This is a genomic window from Shimwellia blattae DSM 4481 = NBRC 105725, assembly GCF_000262305.1.
Taxonomy (GTDB): domain Bacteria; phylum Pseudomonadota; class Gammaproteobacteria; order Enterobacterales; family Enterobacteriaceae; genus Shimwellia; species Shimwellia blattae.
On the sequence record NC_017910.1, the window covers coordinates 4,044,403 to 4,064,197 of the forward strand.

Genomic DNA, 19,795 nt, shown 5'->3' on the forward strand with positions numbered 1-19,795 from the left:
CGTCTGTTTTCCCCGCAGATTTCGCGTTTATTCTGCTCAAACCGGCAAAAAGGTTGGCAAAGGAAGGGGTAAATACATAGAATCCTCAGCACATTCCTAAGCCAGCCAGGTACTATGCTTCAGTTGCTCTATACCACCCTGCTATACCTTATTCAGCCACTTATCTGGATACGGCTCTGGCTGCGTGGACGCAAAGCCCCGGCATACCGCAAGCGCTGGGGCGAACGTTACGGGTTCTACCGTAAGCCACTCAAACCGGGCGGCATTATGCTGCACTCTGTTTCGGTGGGCGAAACGCTGGCGGCAATCCCCCTGGTGCGCGCACTACGCCACCGGTATCCGTCGCTGCCGATTACGGTAACCACCATGACCCCTACCGGCTCAGAGCGCGTGTTATCGGCCTTTGGTAGTGATGTTCAGCACGTTTACCTGCCCTATGATCTTCCGGACGCGGTCAACCGTTTCCTTGATAAAGTGGACCCAAAACTGGTCCTGATTATGGAAACGGAACTCTGGCCGAACCTGATAGCCGCACTGTATAAGCGCAACATTCCGCTGGTTATCGCCAATGCCCGGCTCTCTGCCCGATCGGCTGCCGGCTACGCCAAACTGGGCAGCCTGGTGCGCACCCTGCTGAGCCGCATTACGCTTATCGCGGCGCAAAATGAGGAAGACGGACAGCGCTTTATCGAACTGGGTGCGAAAAACAGCCAGCTCTCGGTGACCGGGAGCCTGAAATTCGACATTTCCGTTACGCCCCAGCTCGCTGCAAGAGCCGTAACGCTGCGCCGCCAGTGGGCACCACATCGCCCGGTGTGGATAGCCACCAGCACTCACGAAGGTGAAGAGGCCATCGTCTTACAGGCGCATCAGCAGTTGCTGAAAACCTTTCCTGATTTACTGCTGATCCTGGTGCCCCGTCATCCGGAGCGCTTCCCGGAGGCGGTAGACCTGGTTCGCCAGGCCGGTATGACATTTATTACCCGCTCCTCCGGCGAGATCCCGTCCTCCGCGACCCAGGTTGTGGTTGGCGATACCATGGGCGAGCTGATGCTGCTGTATGGCATTGCGGATCTGGCATTTGTGGGGGGCTCACTGGTTGAGCGCGGGGGCCATAACCCCCTTGAACCGGCAGCCCACGCGATCCCGGTGCTGATGGGGCCCCATACCTTTAACTTTAAAGATATCTGCGCCCGCCTGGAGCAGGCCGATGGTCTGTTAACCGTAACAGACGCCGCCTCGCTGACAGAGCAGGTCACCTCACTGCTGAAAGATGCGGACTACCGCAGCTACTACGGGCGCCACGCAGTAGAGGTTCTGTATCAGAACCAGGGCGCGCTACAGCGGCTACTCTCATTACTGGAACCTTACCTGCCACCCAAAACGCATTAAGGATCGCTATGTCAACCAGGGCTATCTATCCGGGCACGTTTGACCCCATCACCAACGGTCATATTGATATTATCCGCCGCGCCGCCGCCATGTTCGATCAGGTCATCCTGGCGATTGCGGCAAGCCCGGGCAAAAAACCGCTATTTACGCTGGAAGAGCGCGTAGCGCTGGCCCGCGATGCCCTGGCGCATATTCCGAATGTGGACGTGCTGGGTTTCAGTGATTTAATGGCTAACTTCGCCCGGGAGCAGCAGGCCAACATTCTGGTGCGCGGCCTGCGGGGCGTGGCGGATTTTGAATACGAAATGCAGCTGGCGCAAATGAACAGCCACCTGATGCCGGGGCTGGAAAGTGTGTTCCTGATGCCCGCGAAGGAGTGGTCGTTCGTCTCGTCTTCGCTGGTAAAAGAGGTGGCCCGCCACCATGGCGATGTGGCCCACTTCCTGCCCGGGCAGGTGTGCCAGGCGTTACTGGCAAAAATCCGCACCGGCCAGTAATCACCTCAGTGCTGGCAGTGCCGACAGTAAAAGGTCCGGCGCTGCCCGTGCTTTGTGGCGCTGATTGCCGTGCCGCATACCCGACAGGGTTCCCCTTCCCGCCCGTATACCTGAAGCTCCTGGGCGAAATAGCCCGGTTTACCGTCGCTTTGCAGAAAGTCTTTTAAGGTCGTGCCGCCCTGGGCAATAGAGCGCTGAAGCACCGTTTTAATTTCCTGAGCCAGCCGCTCACACTCCGCCACAGACAGCGATTGTGCGGCGCGATCCGGGTGGATCCCGGCGGCAAATAATGACTCACTGGCGTAAATGTTTCCCACCCCGACCACCAGTTTGTTGTCCATCAGCCAGGGTTTCACGGCGATTTTCTTCCTGGCGCCACTGGCGTGCAGGTAAGCCCCGGTAAAGTCCTCACTAAGGGGCTCCGGGCCCAGATGGGCCAGCACAGGGTGATTCTCCAGGCTGCGGGCCCACAGCCACGCCCCGAAGCGGCGCGGGTCGGTATAGCGCAGTACGGTGCCGTTACTCAGCACCAGGTCCACGTGGTCATGTTTCCCGGCAGCGGGTGCATCAGGCAGGATACGAACACTGCCGGACATCCCCAGGTGAATGATAATCCACCCCTCAGGCAGCTCCAGCAGCAGGTATTTGGCCCGGCGCTGTACACTCAGTATCGGTTTATCGCTCAGCGCGTAGAGCGCCTCAGAAACGGGCCAGCGCAGCCTGCCGTTACGGATCTCGATATGCAAAATGGTCTGCCCCACAAGATAGGGCTCAATACCACGGCGGCTGGTTTCTACTTCGGGTAATTCAGGCATCACTCCCCCTCATCAGCGGTCATTCTGGCTCCGGCAACATGCAGGATAATGACTTTCTGTATATGGGGGTGCGGCAGAGACAAAAAACCCCGCCGGAGCGGGGTTTTTATAAGAAAGGCAAAATTATTTAATTTTGGCTTCTTTGTAGACAACGTGCTGACGAACAACCGGATCGAATTTTTTCAGTTCCAGTTTTTCAGGTTTAGTACGTTTGTTCTTCGTAGTGGTATAGAAGTGACCAGTACCAGCAGAAGAAACCAGCTTGATCTTCTCGCGAACACCTTTAGCCATGATTTAGCTCCTTAGTACTTCTCGCCACGGGCACGCAGATCGGACAGAACCGCTTCGATGCCTTTTTTATCAATAACACGCATACCTTTAGCAGATACACGCAGAGTAACAAAACGCTTTTCGCTCTCAACCCAGAAACGGTGTGAGTGCAGGTTAGGCAGGAAACGGCGTTTAGTCGCGTTCAGTGCGTGGGAACGGTTGTTACCGGTCACCGGACGCTTGCCAGTAACTTGGCAGACTCGGGACATGTCAATTCTCCAAAAATCAGATTAGCTCGAGCTTCGTATAGGGTTTTGGCGCCTCGTCAGGCCTGCAGGCCCGGTTTGGCGGTTCAATGCGAACTCGCGTATGCCAGGCCCAAATGCCAAACCCGAGATTCTCAAAGGTGGCGTAGTATACGCTGTGTCGGACATGTGCTCAAGTCCCGAACAGATAAAGATCCCTGAGGATCTCGCTTTTCGCCTTAAATCCAGCCACGTTCTGCAAAAGAAACGCACTCACCGTGGCCAATAACCAGATGATCAAGCACCCGAATGTCCAGCGACTGGCAGGTATGGACAATCTGGCGGGTGATAAAATGGTCTGCTTTACTGGGCTCCGCCTTTCCGGACGGATGATTATGGGCCAGGATCACCGCCGCCGCATTATGCCTTAGCGCCTCACGGATAATCTCCCGGGGGTGCACTTCCACATGCGCCAGTGTGCCGGAAAACATCCGGCTCCAGGTAATCACCCTATGCTGATTATCCAAAAAGATCACGATAAAGATCTCCCGCTGCTCACCGGCCAGCTCAGCACACAGGAATTCCCGGGTCGTTTCAGGGCTGGTCAGCAGGCAGGTTTCTTTTATCTGCGCGGCATAATAGCGCCGGGACATCTCCCCCACGGCGTTTAACTGGGCAAATGTAGCCACCCCCACCCCGTCAATATGCTCAAAAGCGGCCAGATCTGCGCTCAGTAGTGCACGCAATGAGCCGAAGTGGTCCAGCATCTGGCGGGCGAAACGCAGCACATGCACCCCGGGGCGCCCGGTGCGTAAAAATAACGCCAGCAGCTCAACATCACTCAGCGCCTGGGGGCCAAATGCCAGCAGTTTCTCTCTGGGCAGCATTACCATGGTTGCGTCATATTTCATAAGCCCTCCTGTCCCGTGGCATTGTGCCAGCCAAAAAACAAAAAACGACTGTTGCCTCACCACACTGCGTAATGTCTCGCAAACTAAGGCCGGGGAGATTTTCCGGATATTTTTTGATTATGATAAAATCCCTCCCCTACAACGGCAGACAGGAACGGAATATGACGGGGCTTTCCGGCAAAAAAATCGTTCTGGGGATTAGCGGCGGTATCGCTGCATACAAAGCCCCGGAACTGGTGCGCAGGCTGCGCGATCGCGGCGCGGACGTGCGCGTGGCAATGACGGAGGCAGCAAAAGCGTTTATCACACCGCTAAGCCTGCAGGCGGTGTCTGGTTATCCGGTGGCGGACAGTCTGCTGGATCCGGCTGCGGAAGCCGCCATGGGCCATATTGAGCTGGGGAAATGGGCTGATTTAGTGATTCTCGCCCCGGCAACGGCAGATTTGATTGCCCGTGTCGCCGCCGGTATGGCAAATGACCTGGTCAGCACTATCTGCCTGGCAACCCCCTCCCCGGTCGTGGTTGTACCGGCCATGAATCAGCAAATGTACCGGGCTGCGGCAACGCAGCATAATTTGCAGGTGCTGGGCGGGCGAAACCTGCTGATCTGGGGGCCGGACAGCGGCAGCCAGGCCTGTGGTGATATCGGCCCCGGCCGTATGCTGGACCCGCTGGCGATTGTGGCGCTGGCAGAACAGCATTTTACAGCCCGTCATGATCTGCAGCACCTGAAGATTATGATAACGGCCGGCCCCACCCGGGAGCCGCTGGATCCGGTGCGTTTTATTACCAACCACAGCTCCGGCAAAATGGGCTTTGCCATTGCTGCCGCTGCCGCCGCACGGGGTGCGAATGTCACGCTGGTGGCGGGTCCGGTATCATTGCCGACCCCTCCGGGGGTGACACGCATTGACGTAACAACCGCCCTTGAGATGGAGGCGGTAGTACAGCTGCATGCTCAGCAGCAGTCTATTGTCATCGGCTGTGCCGCCGTTGCCGATTACCGCGCTGAACAGATAGCCGACAAAAAAATCAAAAAGCAGGGTGATGAACTGCTGATCAAGATGATTAAAAATCCGGATATTATTGCCGGTGTCGGTGCGCTGACGGTCAACCGCCCGTTTGTGGTCGGGTTTGCCGCCGAAACAAATAATGTGGAAGAATATGCCCGCAAAAAACGGGTCAGCAAACAGCTTGATTTGATCTGCGCTAATGATGTGTCCATGTCAAATCAGGGGTTTAATAGCGATGATAACGCCTTGCACCTTTTCTGGCAGGAGGGGGATAAAGTCTTACCCCTGGAGAGCAAAACCCGCCTTGGCCACCTTTTACTGGACGAAATAGTTACTCGTTATGATGAAAAAAATCGACGTTAAAATTCTTGATGCCCGCGTAGGTAAAGAATTCCCGCTCCCCACTTATGCGACATCAGGCTCTGCGGGTCTTGATCTGCGTGCGTGTCTGGATAGCGCCGTATCCCTGAATCCGGGGGAGACCACCCTGCTGCCGACTGGCCTGGCTATCCATATTGCAGACCCGTCTCTGGCGGCGGTTATCCTTCCGCGCTCGGGGCTTGGGCACAAGCACGGGATTGTGCTGGGTAATCTGGTTGGGTTGATTGATTCAGATTATCAGGGCCAGTTAATGGTTTCGGTATGGAACCGCGGCACCAGTCCATTTACCATTGAACCCGGTGAACGTATTGCCCAGATGGTGTTTGTCCCCGTGGTTCAGGCAGAATTCAACCTGGTTGAAGACTTTGACCTGACCGATCGCGGCACCGGTGGTTTTGGCCATTCCGGCCGTCAGTAATCGATAACTAAACGCATCCTACGCCACGTTATCACGCCATAACATTACCGCAGGCCCGTTTTGCCTGCGGGCGTTGTGTGGATGCCTTTCTGACTATACGTGTCTTCTCAGGGGTCTTTTAACATCATGGCAGAAAAACAAACCGCGAAACGGAATCGCCGCGAGGAAATACTTCAGTCTCTGGCGCAGATGCTGGAGTCCAGTGATGGTAGCCAGCGGATCACCACCGCGAAGCTGGCCGCGTCTGTCGGGGTCTCCGAAGCGGCACTTTACCGGCACTTTCCCAGCAAAACCCGCATGTTTGATAGTCTGATTGAGTTTATCGAAGACAGTCTTACCAGCCGTATCAACCTCATCCTTAAAGATGAAAAAGATACCGGCACCCGGCTGCGGCTTATCGTCTTGCTGGTGCTGGGGTTTGGTGAGCGTAACCCGGGGTTGACCCGGATTATGACTGGCCATGCTCTGATGTTTGAACAGGATCGCCTGCAGGGGCGTATTAACCAGTTATTTGAGCGCATAGAGGCACAGCTGCGCCAGGTATTACGCGAAAAGAAAATGCGCGAAGGAGAAGGCTACACCACGGATGAAACCCTGCTGGCCAGCCAGCTGCTGTCGTTTTGTGAGGGTATGCTGTCCCGGTTTGTGCGCAGTGATTTCCGCTATCGCCCGACCGACGATTTCGAGCAGCGCTGGCCGCTGGTCGCCGCGCAGTTACAGTAAGACAAGGAGCCCGCAACGGGCTCCTTCGGTTTTCAGACCCCGTAATGCTGGCGGTACTGGCGGACCGCCTCAAGGTGTTCTGCCATGTCCGGTTTTTCTTCCAGGTAGGTTATCAGATCCCGCAGGGTGATAATCGATATCACGGCACAACCGTAGTCACGCTCCACTTCCTGAATCGCCGAAAGCTCGCCACGGCCGCGCTCCTGGCGGTCCAGGGAGATAAGCACCCCGGCCAGGGTTGCCCGGTGCGCCTGGATTATCTCCATCGACTCACGAATAGCGGTCCCGGCGGTGATCACATCGTCAACCAGCATCACGCGGCCCTGCAGCGGGCTACCGACCAGGTTTCCCCCTTCGCCGTGGTCTTTGGCCTCTTTGCGGTTAAAGCAGTAGGGAACGTCGCGCTCGTGGTGTTCAGCCAGGGCAACAACAGTGGTGGTGGCAATCGGGATACCTTTGTATGCCGGGCCAAAAACCAGATCAAAACCGATACCTGAATCTACCAGCGCTTCCGCATAGAAACGGCCCAGTAACGCCAGGTCGCGCCCGGTATTAAACAGCCCGGCATTAAAGAAATAGGGGCTTTTACGCCCGGATTTCAGCGTAAAATCGCCGAACTTAAGCACCTGCTTGTTAAGCGCAAACTCAATAAACTGGCGCTGATACGGTTTCATGGATTCGCTCCTTATAGACAGACATAACGGCAAGGCAAAAAAAAGGCGACTCTTCAGTCGCCTTACACTTAACGGGATAACGCCGCCTTCTGCGACGCAATAATGGCATCGATGCCCCCTCTGGCGAGGGCCAGCAACGCCAGTAACTCTTCATGGGTGAAGGGCTCTCCTTCTGCGGTGCCCTGCACTTCAATAATGCGACCGTCTTCGGTCATCACCACATTCATATCGGTTTCTGCGGCAGAATCTTCCACATATTCCAGATCGCACACCGCCTCACCCGCCACGATCCCGACGGAGACCGCCGCTACCATGCCTTTCATCGGGTTGGTTTTCAGTTTGCCTTTATCCATCAGTGACTGGATGGCATCAGCCAGGGCAACACAGGCGCCGGTGATGGAAGCAGTACGGGTGCCGCCATCTGCCTGAATCACGTCACAATCCAGGGTGATGGTAAACTCACCCAGCGCTTTCAGATCCAGCGCGGCGCGCAGGGAACGGGCGATCAGACGCTGGATCTCCATCGTGCGGCCCCCCTGTTTACCTTTAGCGGCCTCCCGGGCATTACGGGTATGGGTCGCACGCGGCAGCATACCGTATTCGGCGGTGACCCAGCCCTGGCCCTGACCTTTCAGGAAGCGGGGAACCCCCTCCTCAACGGAGGCCGTACATAATACTTTCGTCTCGCCAAACTCGACCAGCACGGAGCCTTCAGCGTGTTTTGTATAGTGACGGGTCAGGGTGACGGGACGCACCTGGGTGGCGCTACGACCTGCTGGACGCATAGTAATTCTCCGGCTTAAAACGAGTGTGGCTGCGCATTATACGGACTTCAGCCGGTTATTCCTATCCTGGAGAGGTAGGCGCCGCTATAATCCATGCATCCACTTTTTATTAACAGGTATTAATATGATCCGCAGTATGACCGCCTACGCCCGGCGCGAGCTAAAGGGTGAATGGGGCAGCGCCGCCTGGGAATTGCGTTCAGTTAACCAGCGCTATCTGGAAACCTACTTCCGCCTGCCGGAACAATTTCGCAGCCTGGAACCTGTCGTCCGGGAGCGTATCCGGGCGCGCCTGACCCGTGGCAAAGTGGAATGCACCCTGCGCTTTGAGCCAGACGCCAGCGCCCAAAGCTCACTGATCCTCAATGAAAAGCTGGCTAAACAGCTGGTAGATGCCGCCAACTGGGTAAAAATGCAAAGCGACGAGGGTGAAATTAACCCGGTAGACGTGCTGCGCTGGCCTGGCGTGATGTCGGCAAAAGAGCAGGATCTGGACGCCATTGCCGCTGAGATTATGGCCGCACTTGAGCAGACCCTTGATGACTTTATCGTCGCCCGCGAAACCGAAGGTCAGGCACTGAAAGCGCTGATCGAGCAGCGTCTTGAAGCGGTAACCGGCGAAGTGGCCAAAGTACGTGCCCAGATGCCGGACGTGCTCAAGTGGCAGCGCGAACGGGTGACCGCCAAACTGGAAGAAGCCCAGGTTCAGCTGGAAAATAACCGCCTGGAGCAGGAGCTGGTGCTGATTGCCCAGCGTCTGGATGTGGCCGAAGAGCTCGACCGTCTGGATGCGCATGTAAAAGAAACCTACAACATCCTGAAAAAGAAAGAAGCTGTCGGCCGTCGCCTGGATTTTATGATGCAGGAATTTAACCGCGAGTCGAATACTCTGGCGTCAAAATCCATCAATACGGAAATTACTAACTCAGCCATTGAGCTTAAAGTATTGATCGAGCAGATGCGCGAACAGATTCAGAATATCGAGTAAGCTATCAGCAGCATTCACGACGACGCATAAATCACATCAAGCCCGCAACCCAGCGGGCTTTTTGTTTATCATGGGCTATCATGACGACGCAACAAAGCTGGCTCAACAGCCATGTGAATGGCGAAAACCCGCCCGGGATTCTTACAAATCCCGGGGGCTGACGGCCTCGCTGAAAACCGGTTACACCCTGAAAATAGGCGAATTTACAGGCAGCCAGGCAGGTGCGCGTAATATCGGTGAGGTGAAAGTCGGCGTGGAAGGGCAAATCAACCCGCGCCTGAATCTGTGGGGGAATGTGGGCACACAAATGGGTGATGAAGGTTATCACGACAGCACGGCCATGATTGGCGTGAAGTATCACTTCTGACAGTACGCTGTACATAAGCACCGCAGCCCGCAACATACGGGCTGTGGTGCGGCTGGTTGCTGGCGTTATTTTGTCTGTTTGTCTTTGTTTTTATAAATTGCCCGGTAGTGCTCCAGCCTTTCCAGATACATCGGTATTTTGTCGGGCGGGATAGACTCCGTCGCATCGTTCTGCTCTGTGGATTTGCCCAGATACTCCATAAAGGCCTGGGTGGACGCCCTGAAATCAACCATCTTATTAATAAGACTGTTAGCATTACCTCCGAGAACCGCCATATTACCTCCCTTTTACTGACCGACCGGATATATGATCAATAGTTGAAAAACGCCCCCGAGGCTTATCCATTCCTGCTTATTTACACTCACGGGAAGCCCCCCGCCACAGGGCAAATGATCATTCTTTGCTATGCGCTGAAAAAAAGCATTATATTTTCTAATGCATATTCAAACATTAAAAACAATCATCACATTGTTTTTTAAGTATAAAACAAAAATAGCGCACTAACTTAAGTATCGCGAAACACATTGCCTTAGAAAATCTCAAGCGAGATTCGCCGCCCGGGCCGCTACCCTGTTTACCTCTGCTTTCGGGCCTGACTACACCACGAATAAGATCATGTTGCTGCATATTCTCTATTTAATTGGTATTACCGCCGAAGCGATGACCGGAGCACTCGCTGCCGGGCGCCGCCGTATGGATACTTTTGGCGTTATCATCATTGCCACTGCCACCGCACTGGGGGGAGGATCAGTCAGAGATATTCTGCTGGGGCACTATCCGCTGGGCTGGGTCCGCCACCCTGAATATGTTGTTATCGTTGCCATTGCCGCGGTACTGACCACAATAGTCGCCCCGGTAATGCCCCATCTACGCCGCCTGTTTCTGGTGCTGGACGCGCTGGGATTAGTGGTTTTTTCGATTATTGGTGCACAAATCGCCCTCGATATGGGGGAGGGCCCGGTAATCGCCACGATTGCCGCCGTTGTTACCGGGGTCTTTGGCGGTGTCCTGCGCGATATGTTCTGCAAACGTATACCGCTGGTATTCCAGAAAGAGCTGTATGCGGGGATCTCGTTTGCCTCCGCCATTCTGTATATCGCCATGGAGCACTACACCAGCAACCACGATGTGGTGGTGATTTCCACGCTGCTGTTTGGGTTTATTACCCGGATGCTGGCCGTCAGACTGCGGCTTGGCCTGCCGGTGTTTCATTACCACCACGCAAATGACTAGCCCACGCTCCCCGGTGGGTTTTCAGGCTCTGCCCCCGGTGGTGTAAACGCCGGGATCTGCTGTTCCTGTAGCCAGGCCACCAGTTTCCCCAGCACATGATGGTGTAACACTGCCATCAGCTGGCTGGCCCGCTTCGCGCCAACACCTGGTACACCCCGCCACTGTTGCTCAGACCGGGAGCTGAAGGCGCCCCAGTCGCTATCCGCGGTGGCCCGTAACGCCGCCGCGCTTAGCGGCAGCCCGAGCGCCATCACCCAGCGCACCAGCGGCCGTTTCCTGACCAGGTTAAACCGGTGCCACAGCTGAAGCCCCCGGGAAGCAGAGAGCCCGGGCGTTGACTGGAGCTGTTCCCGGCTCAGCCCCAGCCAGGAGAAAATATGTTCAAAACGCCACTGCTGGTGCAGTAACCGCCAGGTGGCCGGGCCCATACCGCCAATATCCAGCACCGCCCCGGAGCCCAGCCAGTTAAGCCGCGCCAGAAACTGCGCCTCACACCCCGGGGAGGAGAAATAACAACTCAGCGGGGTAAATATCTCCTGTGGCGGCTCTGCCCGCTGGCGCTCGCTCACCCGCCAGACCACCCGATCCAGGCGCGGGATCCCCTGCCCGGCCAGGCTTATCTGTAGCTGATCGCCCTTCACGATATCCAGTGCGCGCCAGCGCGCCACGGAGCCAATAAGCACCCGCTGAACGCGCTTATCATCCAGCTGGACCGGCTCCAGGTGTGCCACCGCGCTGACTTTTCCGCTCCGCCCGACACTGAACTGAACATCACGCACCGTTGCCACCTGGGAAACTGGCGGGTATTTCCACGCCACCATCCAGCCTGCCTGCCCTGGCCGCCAGTAACGCCCGGCGGGCTCATGCCCCTGGCGGATGACAACACCGTCCGTTACAAAAGGCAGCGGCGAGGTAAACCACGCCGTTCTCTGGCGTTCCGCCTCTGCGCTATCCTGCACCGGCAGCGTATACCGGGCACTGTAGTGAAACCCGCCCGCGCTCAGCGCCGCCATACGCTGCCTGATATCTGCCGGGCCGTCCGGCCAGGCCCAGATAAATATCGCCAGCCGGTTAAGCAGCGCGCTGTCTGCCTGCTGCATCATCGCCCCGGCCACCAGTGCCCTGGCGTTTTCCCCGCCCATGCGCTGCTGAATATGCCCCTCACGCCGCAAAAACAGCTCCCCCTGCAACACACTGTCGCGCAGCGGGCCGGAAACCACAGCGGGGACTGCCGCAATCCCCCGTACCCGGCTGGTCCAGTCTTCCCCGCGCTGCCCGTCTCCACGGCTGATGGCCTTGCTGAGGCGGCCGTTCTGATAGACCAGCGTCACCGCCACACCGTCCACCTTCGGCTGGATCCAGAGATCGGTTTTCCCGGCCATCCAGCGCGCAACCGCCAGCCGATCGCGCAATTTACGGGCCCCGGTATGGGCAACCGGATGCAGAAAATGCCCCTTTGCCGGGGGCTGGCGGGGCGGCTGCGGGGAGTAACCAAAACACTGGCGCCACATGTCCAGCCGCGCGGTGAGCCGGTCGTAGGTTTCGTCATTAACCTCACTGGCCCCGGCCAGCCAGTAGTCCTTATCCCACTGGTCTATCTGCTGGCTGAGCCGGGCTATCTCCTGCCCGGCATGCGCTGGCTGCCAGTCGGGGCACTGCCCCGTAACCACCGTGCTGACCAGCCCCAGCCACAATCCCGCCCACACACGCATAACAAGCCTCCCTGAAGGTGAGGCGCCATTGTTATGGTGTCTGGCAGGAAATAACGAGCCGCGATTTGTTGTACTGCGATCGGTCTTCACAGATATCTCTCTGAGAGATGCAACAAAGGCGGATATCTGGAAAACAGTGCGCGAAAAAGAACAAATCCGCAGGAAAAGTGTGACCAGGATTACGCCACACAACAACCATGTGTATAATAAGTGGGTATACGCACTCCTTTTTTGTATACCAACTCAATAAGACACACATGGCTCAAGGCACGCTTTATATCGTTTCTGCGCCCAGCGGCGCTGGAAAATCAAGCCTTATTCAGGCGTTACTGAAAACCCAACCGCTGTATGACACGCAGGTTTCGGTTTCCCATACCACCCGGGCAGCGCGTCCTGGTGAAGTACACGGCGAGCATTACTTTTTTGTCAGTAAAGACGAATTTCGGGAAATGATTACCAGAGACGCCTTCCTGGAACATGCGGAAGTTTTTGGTAATTACTACGGCACATCGCGCGAGACCATTGAGCAGGTTCTGGCAACCGGTGTGGATGTTTTCCTTGATATTGACTGGCAGGGCGCACAGCAAATTCGCACCAAAATGCCCCATGCGCGCAGTATTTTTATTCTGCCGCCGTCAAAAATTGAGCTGGATCGCCGCCTGCGCGGCCGCGGTCAGGATAGTGAAGAGGTCATTGCCCGGCGCATGGCCCAGGCAGTAGCGGAAATGAGCCACTACGCCGAATATGATTACCTGATCGTTAACGACGATTTCGATACGGCGCTGGCGGATCTTAAAATTATTATCCGCGCCGAGCGCCTGCGCATGAGCCGCCAGAAGCAGCGACATGACGCATTAATCAGCAAACTATTGGCAGACTGAGGCGGGTTTCAGTATCATGCCCAGTCATTTCTTCATCTGTGGAGCATTTTAAATATGGCACGCGTAACTGTTCAGGACGCTGTAGAGAAAATTGGTAACCGTTTTGACCTGGTACTGGTCGCCGCGCGTCGCGCTCGTCAGATGCAGACCGGCGGTAAAGATCCGCTCGTACCGGAAGAAAACGATAAAACCACCGTTATTGCACTGCGTGAAATCGAAGAAGGTCTGATCAACAATCAGATTCTCGATGTCCGTGAGCGCCAGGAGCAGCAAGAGCAGGAAGCCGCAGAACTGCAGGCGGTTACCGCGATTGCTGAAGGTCGTCGTTAATTACCCAGCAGGTCACCCTTGTATCTGTTTGAAAGCCTGAATCAACTGATTCAACAATACCTGCCCGGAGACCAGATTAAGCGTCTCCAGCAGGCATACCTTGTCGCGCGTGATGCCCACGAGGGACAAACACGTTCAAGCGGTGAACCTTACATCACGCACCCTGTTGCCGTGGCCTGTATTCTGGCGGAAATGAGGCTGGACTACGAAACGCTGATGGCAGCACTGCTGCATGATGTCATTGAAGATACCCCTGCCACCTACCAGGATATGGAGCAGCTGTTTGGCAAAACCGTTGCCGAGCTGGTAGAGGGGGTCTCCAAGCTCGATAAGCTGAAATTCCGCGATAAGAAAGAAGCCCAGGCGGAAAACTTTCGCAAGATGATCATGGCGATGGTACAGGATATCCGCGTTATCCTTATCAAACTCGCCGACCGCACCCACAACATGCGCACCCTTGGCGCCCTGCGCCCGGATAAACGCCGCCGCATTGCCCGCGAAACCCTGGAAATCTACAGCCCGCTGGCCCACCGTCTGGGTATCCACCACCTGAAAACCGAGCTGGAAGAGCTGGGTTTTGAAGCCCTGTACCCTAATCGTTACCGGGTGATCAAAGAGGTGGTAAAAGCCGCGCGCGGTAACCGCAAAGAGATGATTCAGAAAATCCTCTCGGAGATTGAAGGCCGGTTACAGGAAGCGGGGATCCCCTGCCGTGTTAGCGGGCGCGAAAAGCATCTGTACTCGATTTACTGCAAAATGGTGCTTAAAGAGCAGCGTTTTCACTCGATTATGGATATTTACGCCTTCCGGGTTATCGTAAAAGACGTGGATACCTGTTACCGGGTGCTGGGCCAGATGCACAGCCTGTACAAGCCGCGCCCGGGCCGGGTAAAAGACTATATCGCCATTCCGAAGGCGAACGGCTACCAGTCGCTACACACCTCAATGATTGGCCCCCACGGGGTGCCGGTTGAAGTGCAAATCCGCACTGAAGATATGGATCAGATGGCGGAGATGGGGGTCGCGGCACACTGGGCATACAAAGAAGGCGACAGCAGCACCGCCGCCCAGATCCGCGCCCAGCGCTGGATGCAAAGCCTGCTGGAACTACAGCAGAGCGCCGGTAGCTCTTTTGAATTTATCGAGAGCGTAAAATCCGATCTGTTCCCGGACGAAATCTACGTATTCACCCCTGAAGGCCGGATTGTCGAGCTGCCCGCAGGCGCAACACCGGTAGACTTCGCCTATGCGGTACACACCGATATCGGCCACGCCTGTGTGGGTGCCCGAGTCGACCGCCAGCCTTATCCGCTCTCTCAGGCCCTCTCCAGCGGTCAGACCGTGGAGATAATCACCGCACCGGGTGCCCGCCCGAATGCCGCATGGCTGAATTTTGTCGTCAGCTCTAAAGCCCGGGCCCGTATTCGCCAGATGCTGAAAAACCTCAAGCGCGATGATTCGGTAAGCCTTGGCCGCCGCCTGCTCAGCCATGCGCTGGGGGGCAGCAAAAAACTGGCCGAGATCCCCAAAGAGAATATTCAGCGCGAGCTTGATCGCATGAAACTGGCCACGCTGGACGATCTGCTGGCAGAGATAGGGCTTGGCAACGCAATGAGCGTAGTGGTCGCCAAAAACCTGTTCCAGGGCGATATTACCGGCAATGGCGCCGGCTCGCAGGCGGCCCTCAGCCATAATCTGCCCATCAAAGGGGCAGACGGGGTACTGATCACCTTCGCAAAATGCTGCCGCCCAATCCCGGGTGACCCGATTGTGGCGCATATCAGCCCGGGGAAAGGCCTGGTTATCCACCATGAGTCCTGCCGTAATATTCGTGGCTACCAGAAAGAGCCTGAGAAATTTATGCCGGTCGAGTGGGATAAAGAGACCGAGCAGGAATTTATCACCGAAATCAAAGTGGATATGTTTAACCACCAGGGCGCCCTGGCGAACCTGACGGCGGCCATTAACACCACGGGCTCGAATATCCACAGCCTGAACACCGAAGAGAAAGACGGCCGCGTCTATTCCACGTTTATCCGCCTGTCGGCCAAAGATCGCATACAGCTGGCGAATATCATGCGCAAAATTCGCGTGATGCCGGATGTTATTAAAGTCACACGTAACAGAAACTAACGGCATGAATCCACAGCGGTATGCGCGCATTCGCGAAATGCTGGCCCTGCGCCAGCCTGACTTAACAGTCTGCATGGAGCAGGTACATAAACCCCATAATGTCTCTGCCATTATTCGCACCGCGGATGCGGTCGGGGTTCACGAAGTGCACGCAGTGTGGCCCGGCAACCGGATGCGCACCATGGCATCGGCAGCGGCCGGTAGTAACAGCTGGGTGGAGGTAAAAACCCACCCCACCATCGCTGATGCGGTCAGCGAGCTGAAACGCCAGGGAATGCAGATCCTCGCTACTCACCTTTCCCCCGGCGCTGTCGATTTCCGCGATATCGATTACACCCGCCCGACCTGTATTCTGATGGGCCAGGAAAAAACCGGGATCACCCGGGAAGCGCTCAGCCTTGCCGATCAGGACATTATTATTCCGATGACCGGCATGGTGCAGTCGCTGAATGTGTCGGTCGCGTCGGCGCTTATCCTGTATGAAGCCCAGCGCCAGCGCCAGATTGCCGGAATGTACCGGCGCGAAAACAGCCTCCTGTCTGATGCAGAGCAGCAGCGCCTTTTGTTTGAAGGGGGGTATCCGGTACTGGCAAAAGTAGCCACCCGCAAAGGGCTACCCTACCCGCGAATTAACGACCTTGGCGACATTGAAGCCAGCGAAACCTGGTGGTCCGCCATGCAGGCGGCAGAGTAAACCATGCAGGGGCGGCTACTGGATGCGGTAGCGCTCAGTACCCTGAGCGGTGTAGGCGCAAGCCAGGCCAGTAAGCTGGCGAAAATTGGCCTGCATACGGTGCAGGACCTGCTGCTGCACCTGCCGCTGCGTTATGAAGACCGCACCCGCCTTTACACCATTAACGATCTGCTGCCCGGTATTTATGCCTCTGTGGAAGGGGAAGTGCTGAACAGCAATATCACCTTCGGCCGCCGCCGCATGCTGACCTGCCAGATTTCAGACGGCACCGGGATCCTCACCCTGCGTTTTTTCAATTTCAACGCCGCAATGAAAAACAGCCTCGCCCCGGGGCGCCGGGTGCTGGCTTATGGTGAGGCGAAACGCGGCGTACACGGCGCAGAGATGATCCACCCGGAATACCGTATTCAGGGGGAGAGCAGCACCCCGGATCTCCAGGATACTCTCACCCCGGTCTACCCCACGACCGAAGGGATCCGCCAGGCCACACTGCGCAAGCTCACCGATCAGGCACTGGATCTGCTGGATACCTGTGCCATCAGCGAGCTGTTGCCGGAGGAGCTGGCCCGGGGGCTGATGAGCCTGCCCCAGGCGCTGCGCACCCTGCACCGCCCGCCGCCGGATATGCGCCTTGACGATCTGGAAAGCGGCCAGCATCCGGCCCAGCGCCGGTTAATCCTCGAAGAGTTACTGGCCCATAACCTGAGTATGCTGGCGCTGCGCGCCGGTGCCCGGCGTTATCATGCCCTGGCGCTCGCCCCTGACGACAGGCTAAAACAGGCGTTTCTCAACGCCCTGCCATTCTCCCCGACCGGTGCCCAGCAGCGGGTTACTGCGGATATTGAGCGCGACATGGCCCTGGATACCCCGATGATGCGCTTAGTGCAGGGGGATGTGGGCTCCGGGAAGACCCTGGTTGCGGCACTGGCCGCGCTGCGGGCTATCGCCCACGGTAAACAGGTGGCGTTAATGGCCCCGACAGAGCTGCTGGCGGAGCAGCACGCGGCTAACTTCCGCCGCTGGTTCGCCCCGCTGGGGATTAACGTCGGCTGGCTGGCCGGGAAACAAAAAGGCAAAGCGCGCCAGGCCCAGCAGGAAGCCATCGCCCGGGGAGAGGTGGCGATGATTGTCGGCACCCACGCAATTTTCCAGGAGCAGGTACAGTTTCACGGGCTGGCACTGGTGATTATCGATGAGCAGCACCGTTTTGGGGTCCACCAGCGCCTGGCCCTGTGGGAAAAAGGCGAGCAGCAGGGGTTTCACCCCCACCAGCTGATTATGACGGCGACCCCGATTCCGCGCACCCTGGCCATGACCGCCTATGCGGATCTGGATACCTCGGTGATCGATGAGCTGCCCCCCGGGCGCACCCCAATCACCACCGTCGCCATCGCCGATACCCGTCGCCAGGATATTATCGAGCGGGTGCGCCACGCCTGCCATGAAGAGCACCGCCAGGCTTACTGGGTCTGCACGTTGATTGAAGAGTCCGAGGTGCTGGAAGCACAGGCCGCAGAAGCCACCTGTGCAGAGCTACAGCAGGCGCTGCCGGATCTGAACATCGGGCTGGTTCATGGCCGCATGAAAGCCAAAGAGAAGCAGGACGTCATGGACGCGTTTAAGCAGGGCGCGCTGCATCTGCTGGTGGCGACAACCGTTATTGAAGTCGGGGTGGATGTGCCGAATGCCAGCCTGATGATTATTGAGAACCCGGAACGGCTGGGGCTTGCGCAACTGCACCAGTTACGCGGGCGGGTTGGCCGCGGTGCCGTGGCATCCCACTGCGTGCTGCTGTATAAGTCGCCGCTCTCCAGAACCGCGCAGCTGCGCCTTCAGGTGCTGCGTGACAGTAACAACGGGTTTGTTATTGCGCAAAAAGATCTCGAAATTCGCGGGCCCGGGGAGCTACTGGGCACCCGCCAGACCGGGAATGCGGAGTTTAAAGTGGCAGACTTACTGCGCGATCAGGCCATGATCCCGGAAGTTCAGCGCATCGCCCGCCATATTCACGAGCGCTACCCCCGGCAGGCCAGCGCCCTGATTGAACGCTGGATGCCGGAGACAGAACGCTATTCCAATGCCTGATCAGCCAAAGACCGGCAGCATCAGATACAGCTTGATAACCAGCGCATTCACGATATCAATAAAAAACGCCCCGACCATCGGCACCACCAGAAACGCCACATGGGACGGCCCGAAGCGCTCGGTAATGGCCTGCATATTGGCAATCGCCGTGGGGGTGGCCCCTAAGCCAAAACCACAATGGCCAGCCGCCAGTACCGCCGCATCGTAGTTTTTCCCCATGATCCGGAACGTAACAAATGCCGCATACAGCGCCATCGCCACCGCCTGCACCGTCAGAATAACCAGCATCGGCAGCGCCAGGGAGGCCAGCTCCCACAGCTTAAGGCTCATCAGCGCCATGGCGAGGAACAAAGACAAACTCACGTTACCCAGCACGGATACCGCCCGCTCGAAAACCTGATAAAACCCAATCAGCGCCAGGGTATTACTCAGGATCACACCAATGAACAGCACACACACAAATGTCGGAAGCTCGAATGCCGTGCCCTGGAGCGCCTGCGCAACAATGCGCCCGGCAGTCAGGCAAATGGCAATAAGCGCGATGGTTTCTATCAGCACCAGGGAGGTTATCATGCGCCCGGTGTCCGGCTTTTCAAACGCCGTAGGGGTGCTGCTGTCATCCGGTGCCCCCTGGGGGGTAGTGGTATGCTTTATCAGATAGCGCGCCACCGGCCCGCCAATCAGCCCGCCTAATACCAGCCCGAACGTAGCGCAGGCGAGCGCCACTTCGGTGGCATTCTGGAAACCATAGCGTTCGGTAAAGACTTTACTCCAGGCAGCCCCGGTGCCGTGGCCCCCGGACAGGGTAATAGACCCGGCCAGCAGCCCCATCAGCGGATCAATACCCATCAGTTTGGCCATCACAATGCCGATGGCGTTTTGCATCAGCAGCAGGCCCACCACCGCAATCAGAAAGATTGCGAGGTATCTCCCCCCGGCCCGCAGGCTGGAAAGGTTCGCGTTCAGGCCAATGGTGGCGAAAAACGCCAGCATAAGCGGATCGCGCAGCGACATATCAAACTCAATCACCAGCCCGAAAGCCTGATTGAGGATCAACAGCGCCACGGCAACCAGCAAGCCGCCCGCGACCGGTTCGGGAATGGTGTATTTTTTCAGTAAAGAGACGGAGTGCACCAGCTTGCGCCCCAGCAATAAAACCAGCGTGGCGGCCACCAGTGTAGCAAGCGTATCGAGGTGTAGCATAACAGGCTCCATGTTCGGGATAATCCCTTGTTATTAAAGTGATAT

At 57.0% G+C, this 19,795-nt stretch carries 21 protein-coding genes and 1 pseudogene; 13 read left to right on the forward strand and 9 right to left on the reverse strand.

The window, feature by feature from the left end; translation table 11 throughout:
- Positions 1–114: 114 nt before the first annotated feature.
- A complete protein-coding gene (gene waaA, locus EBL_RS18920; protein WP_002442580.1) occupies positions 115–1,392 on the forward strand; it encodes a lipid IV(A) 3-deoxy-D-manno-octulosonic acid transferase in 1,278 nt (425 codons plus the stop codon).
- A gap of 8 nt (positions 1,393–1,400) precedes the next feature.
- Complete coding sequence (gene coaD, locus EBL_RS18925; protein WP_002442579.1) at positions 1,401–1,889, forward strand: pantetheine-phosphate adenylyltransferase; 489 nt, start codon at positions 1,401–1,403, stop codon at positions 1,887–1,889.
- Between the two features lie 5 nt (positions 1,890–1,894).
- On the opposite strand, the gene mutM is transcribed toward coaD, so the two are convergent.
- The 4 genes from mutM to radC form a co-directional block, all read right to left on the reverse strand.
- Positions 1,895–2,704 (reverse strand): bifunctional DNA-formamidopyrimidine glycosylase/DNA-(apurinic or apyrimidinic site) lyase, encoded by an 810-nt coding sequence (gene mutM / locus EBL_RS18930; RefSeq protein WP_002442578.1) that lies wholly within the window; start codon positions 2,702–2,704, stop codon positions 1,895–1,897.
- Positions 2,705–2,827: 123 nt separating this feature from the next.
- The gene (gene rpmG, locus EBL_RS18935) at positions 2,828–2,995 is read right to left on the reverse strand and encodes a 50S ribosomal protein L33 (protein ID WP_002442576.1); all 168 of its coding nucleotides are present in this window, start codon (positions 2,993–2,995) and stop codon (positions 2,828–2,830) included.
- 11 nt (positions 2,996–3,006) lie between these two features.
- Positions 3,007–3,243 (reverse strand): 50S ribosomal protein L28, encoded by a 237-nt coding sequence (rpmB, locus tag EBL_RS18940; RefSeq protein ID WP_002442568.1) that lies wholly within the window; start codon positions 3,241–3,243, stop codon positions 3,007–3,009.
- 215 nt (positions 3,244–3,458) lie between these two features.
- Positions 3,459–4,130 (reverse strand): RadC family protein, encoded by a 672-nt coding sequence (gene radC / locus EBL_RS18945; protein WP_002442565.1) that lies wholly within the window; start codon positions 4,128–4,130, stop codon positions 3,459–3,461.
- A 161-nt stretch (positions 4,131–4,291) separates the two neighbouring features.
- Between radC and coaBC the strand changes: the two genes are divergently transcribed.
- The 3 genes from coaBC to slmA all read left to right on the forward strand — a co-directional run bounded on the left by coaBC (position 4,292) and on the right by slmA (position 6,665).
- Positions 4,292–5,506, forward strand: coding sequence for a bifunctional phosphopantothenoylcysteine decarboxylase/phosphopantothenate--cysteine ligase CoaBC (gene coaBC / locus EBL_RS18950; protein ID WP_002442563.1), 1,215 nt, complete (start codon positions 4,292–4,294; stop codon positions 5,504–5,506).
- Entirely contained in the window at positions 5,484–5,942 is a 459-nt protein-coding gene (gene dut, locus EBL_RS18955; protein ID WP_002442560.1) for a dUTP diphosphatase, read from the forward strand. Before coaBC ends, dut begins: the two co-directional genes overlap by 23 nt.
- Before the next feature lie 126 nt (positions 5,943–6,068).
- The gene (slmA, locus tag EBL_RS18960; protein WP_002442558.1) at positions 6,069–6,665 is read left to right on the forward strand and encodes a nucleoid occlusion factor SlmA; all 597 of its coding nucleotides are present in this window, start codon (positions 6,069–6,071) and stop codon (positions 6,663–6,665) included.
- A gap of 32 nt (positions 6,666–6,697) precedes the next feature.
- On the opposite strand, the gene pyrE is transcribed toward slmA, so the two are convergent.
- Together pyrE and rph are read right to left on the reverse strand one after the other, a co-directional pair.
- Positions 6,698–7,339, reverse strand: a complete 642-nt coding sequence (gene pyrE, locus EBL_RS18965; protein WP_002442556.1) for an orotate phosphoribosyltransferase — start codon at positions 7,337–7,339, stop codon at positions 6,698–6,700.
- 68 nt (positions 7,340–7,407) lie between these two features.
- Positions 7,408–8,124, reverse strand: coding sequence for a ribonuclease PH (gene rph / locus EBL_RS18970; protein ID WP_002442554.1), 717 nt, complete (start codon positions 8,122–8,124; stop codon positions 7,408–7,410).
- A gap of 124 nt (positions 8,125–8,248) precedes the next feature.
- On the opposite strand from rph, the gene EBL_RS18975 reads away from it, so the two are divergent.
- Positions 8,249–9,112: a YicC/YloC family endoribonuclease gene (locus EBL_RS18975; protein ID WP_002442553.1), complete on the forward strand. Its 864-nt coding sequence runs from the start codon at positions 8,249–8,251 to the stop codon at positions 9,110–9,112.
- Between the two features lie 205 nt (positions 9,113–9,317).
- Positions 9,318–9,479, forward strand: a pseudogene (locus EBL_RS20995) (autotransporter outer membrane beta-barrel domain-containing protein); the annotation flags it as partial.
- Between the two features lie 65 nt (positions 9,480–9,544).
- Here the strand turns inward: EBL_RS20995 and EBL_RS18985 are convergent.
- Positions 9,545–9,754 (reverse strand): hypothetical protein, encoded by a 210-nt coding sequence (locus EBL_RS18985; protein ID WP_002442549.1) that lies wholly within the window; start codon positions 9,752–9,754, stop codon positions 9,545–9,547.
- 340 nt (positions 9,755–10,094) lie between these two features.
- On the opposite strand from EBL_RS18985, the gene EBL_RS18990 reads away from it, so the two are divergent.
- On the forward strand, positions 10,095–10,712 hold the full coding sequence (locus EBL_RS18990; RefSeq protein ID WP_002442547.1) for a trimeric intracellular cation channel family protein: 618 nt from the start codon (positions 10,095–10,097) through the stop codon (positions 10,710–10,712).
- Here EBL_RS18990 and ligB read toward each other — a convergent pair.
- On the reverse strand, positions 10,709–12,424 hold the full coding sequence (gene ligB, locus EBL_RS18995) for an NAD-dependent DNA ligase LigB (RefSeq protein ID WP_002442546.1): 1,716 nt from the start codon (positions 12,422–12,424) through the stop codon (positions 10,709–10,711). The genes EBL_RS18990 and ligB overlap by 4 nt on opposite strands.
- A gap of 257 nt (positions 12,425–12,681) precedes the next feature.
- On the opposite strand from ligB, the gene gmk reads away from it, so the two are divergent.
- Genes gmk through recG form a run of 5 tightly spaced genes read left to right on the forward strand, consistent with a single transcriptional unit; the run spans position 12,682 to position 18,547 of the window.
- Positions 12,682–13,305, forward strand: coding sequence for a guanylate kinase (gene gmk, locus EBL_RS19000; RefSeq protein ID WP_002442544.1), 624 nt, complete (start codon positions 12,682–12,684; stop codon positions 13,303–13,305).
- A gap of 54 nt (positions 13,306–13,359) precedes the next feature.
- A complete protein-coding gene (gene rpoZ, locus EBL_RS19005) occupies positions 13,360–13,635 on the forward strand; it encodes a DNA-directed RNA polymerase subunit omega (RefSeq protein WP_002442542.1) in 276 nt (91 codons plus the stop codon).
- A gap of 18 nt (positions 13,636–13,653) precedes the next feature.
- Entirely contained in the window at positions 13,654–15,768 is a 2,115-nt protein-coding gene (spoT, locus tag EBL_RS19010) for a bifunctional GTP diphosphokinase/guanosine-3',5'-bis pyrophosphate 3'-pyrophosphohydrolase (protein ID WP_002442539.1), read from the forward strand.
- A gap of 4 nt (positions 15,769–15,772) precedes the next feature.
- The gene (gene trmH, locus EBL_RS19015) at positions 15,773–16,462 is read left to right on the forward strand and encodes a tRNA (guanosine(18)-2'-O)-methyltransferase TrmH (protein WP_002442538.1); all 690 of its coding nucleotides are present in this window, start codon (positions 15,773–15,775) and stop codon (positions 16,460–16,462) included.
- A 3-nt stretch (positions 16,463–16,465) separates the two neighbouring features.
- Positions 16,466–18,547 carry an ATP-dependent DNA helicase RecG gene (gene recG, locus EBL_RS19020; RefSeq protein WP_002442535.1) on the forward strand — a complete coding sequence of 694 codons (2,082 nt, stop codon included), beginning with the start codon at positions 16,466–16,468 and terminating at the stop codon, positions 18,545–18,547.
- Here recG and gltS read toward each other — a convergent pair whose 3' ends face one another.
- Complete coding sequence (gene gltS, locus EBL_RS19025) at positions 18,548–19,750, reverse strand: sodium/glutamate symporter (protein ID WP_002442533.1); 1,203 nt, start codon at positions 19,748–19,750, stop codon at positions 18,548–18,550.
- Positions 19,751–19,795 lie beyond the last annotated feature (45 nt).

Bases quoted from the DNA above. Each gene is read 5' to 3' on its own strand.
- trmH (WP_002442538.1), top strand. From the start codon at position 15,773: ATGAATCCACAGCGGTATGCGCGCATTCGCGAAATGCTGGCCCTGCGC.
- radC (WP_002442565.1), bottom strand. From the start codon at position 4,130: ATGAAATATGACGCAACCATGGTAATGCTGCCCAGAGAGAAACTGCTG.
- gmk (WP_002442544.1), top strand. From the start codon at position 12,682: ATGGCTCAAGGCACGCTTTATATCGTTTCTGCGCCCAGCGGCGCTGGA.
- mutM (WP_002442578.1), bottom strand. From the start codon at position 2,704: ATGCCTGAATTACCCGAAGTAGAAACCAGCCGCCGTGGTATTGAGCCC.
- rpoZ (WP_002442542.1), top strand. From the start codon at position 13,360: ATGGCACGCGTAACTGTTCAGGACGCTGTAGAGAAAATTGGTAACCGT.
- ligB (WP_002442546.1), bottom strand. From the start codon at position 12,424: ATGCGTGTGTGGGCGGGATTGTGGCTGGGGCTGGTCAGCACGGTGGTT.
- coaD (WP_002442579.1), top strand. From the start codon at position 1,401: ATGTCAACCAGGGCTATCTATCCGGGCACGTTTGACCCCATCACCAAC.
- EBL_RS18990 (WP_002442547.1), top strand. From the start codon at position 10,095: ATGTTGCTGCATATTCTCTATTTAATTGGTATTACCGCCGAAGCGATG.
- pyrE (WP_002442556.1), bottom strand. From the start codon at position 7,339: ATGAAACCGTATCAGCGCCAGTTTATTGAGTTTGCGCTTAACAAGCAG.
- EBL_RS18985 (WP_002442549.1), bottom strand. From the start codon at position 9,754: ATGGCGGTTCTCGGAGGTAATGCTAACAGTCTTATTAATAAGATGGTT.
- waaA (WP_002442580.1), top strand. From the start codon at position 115: ATGCTTCAGTTGCTCTATACCACCCTGCTATACCTTATTCAGCCACTT.
- rph (WP_002442554.1), bottom strand. From the start codon at position 8,124: ATGCGTCCAGCAGGTCGTAGCGCCACCCAGGTGCGTCCCGTCACCCTG.
- dut (WP_002442560.1), top strand. From the start codon at position 5,484: ATGATGAAAAAAATCGACGTTAAAATTCTTGATGCCCGCGTAGGTAAA.
- recG (WP_002442535.1), top strand. From the start codon at position 16,466: ATGCAGGGGCGGCTACTGGATGCGGTAGCGCTCAGTACCCTGAGCGGT.
- EBL_RS18975 (WP_002442553.1), top strand. From the start codon at position 8,249: ATGATCCGCAGTATGACCGCCTACGCCCGGCGCGAGCTAAAGGGTGAA.
- gltS (WP_002442533.1), bottom strand. From the start codon at position 19,750: ATGCTACACCTCGATACGCTTGCTACACTGGTGGCCGCCACGCTGGTT.
- slmA (WP_002442558.1), top strand. From the start codon at position 6,069: ATGGCAGAAAAACAAACCGCGAAACGGAATCGCCGCGAGGAAATACTT.
- coaBC (WP_002442563.1), top strand. From the start codon at position 4,292: ATGACGGGGCTTTCCGGCAAAAAAATCGTTCTGGGGATTAGCGGCGGT.
- rpmB (WP_002442568.1), bottom strand. From the start codon at position 3,243: ATGTCCCGAGTCTGCCAAGTTACTGGCAAGCGTCCGGTGACCGGTAAC.
- rpmG (WP_002442576.1), bottom strand. From the start codon at position 2,995: ATGGCTAAAGGTGTTCGCGAGAAGATCAAGCTGGTTTCTTCTGCTGGT.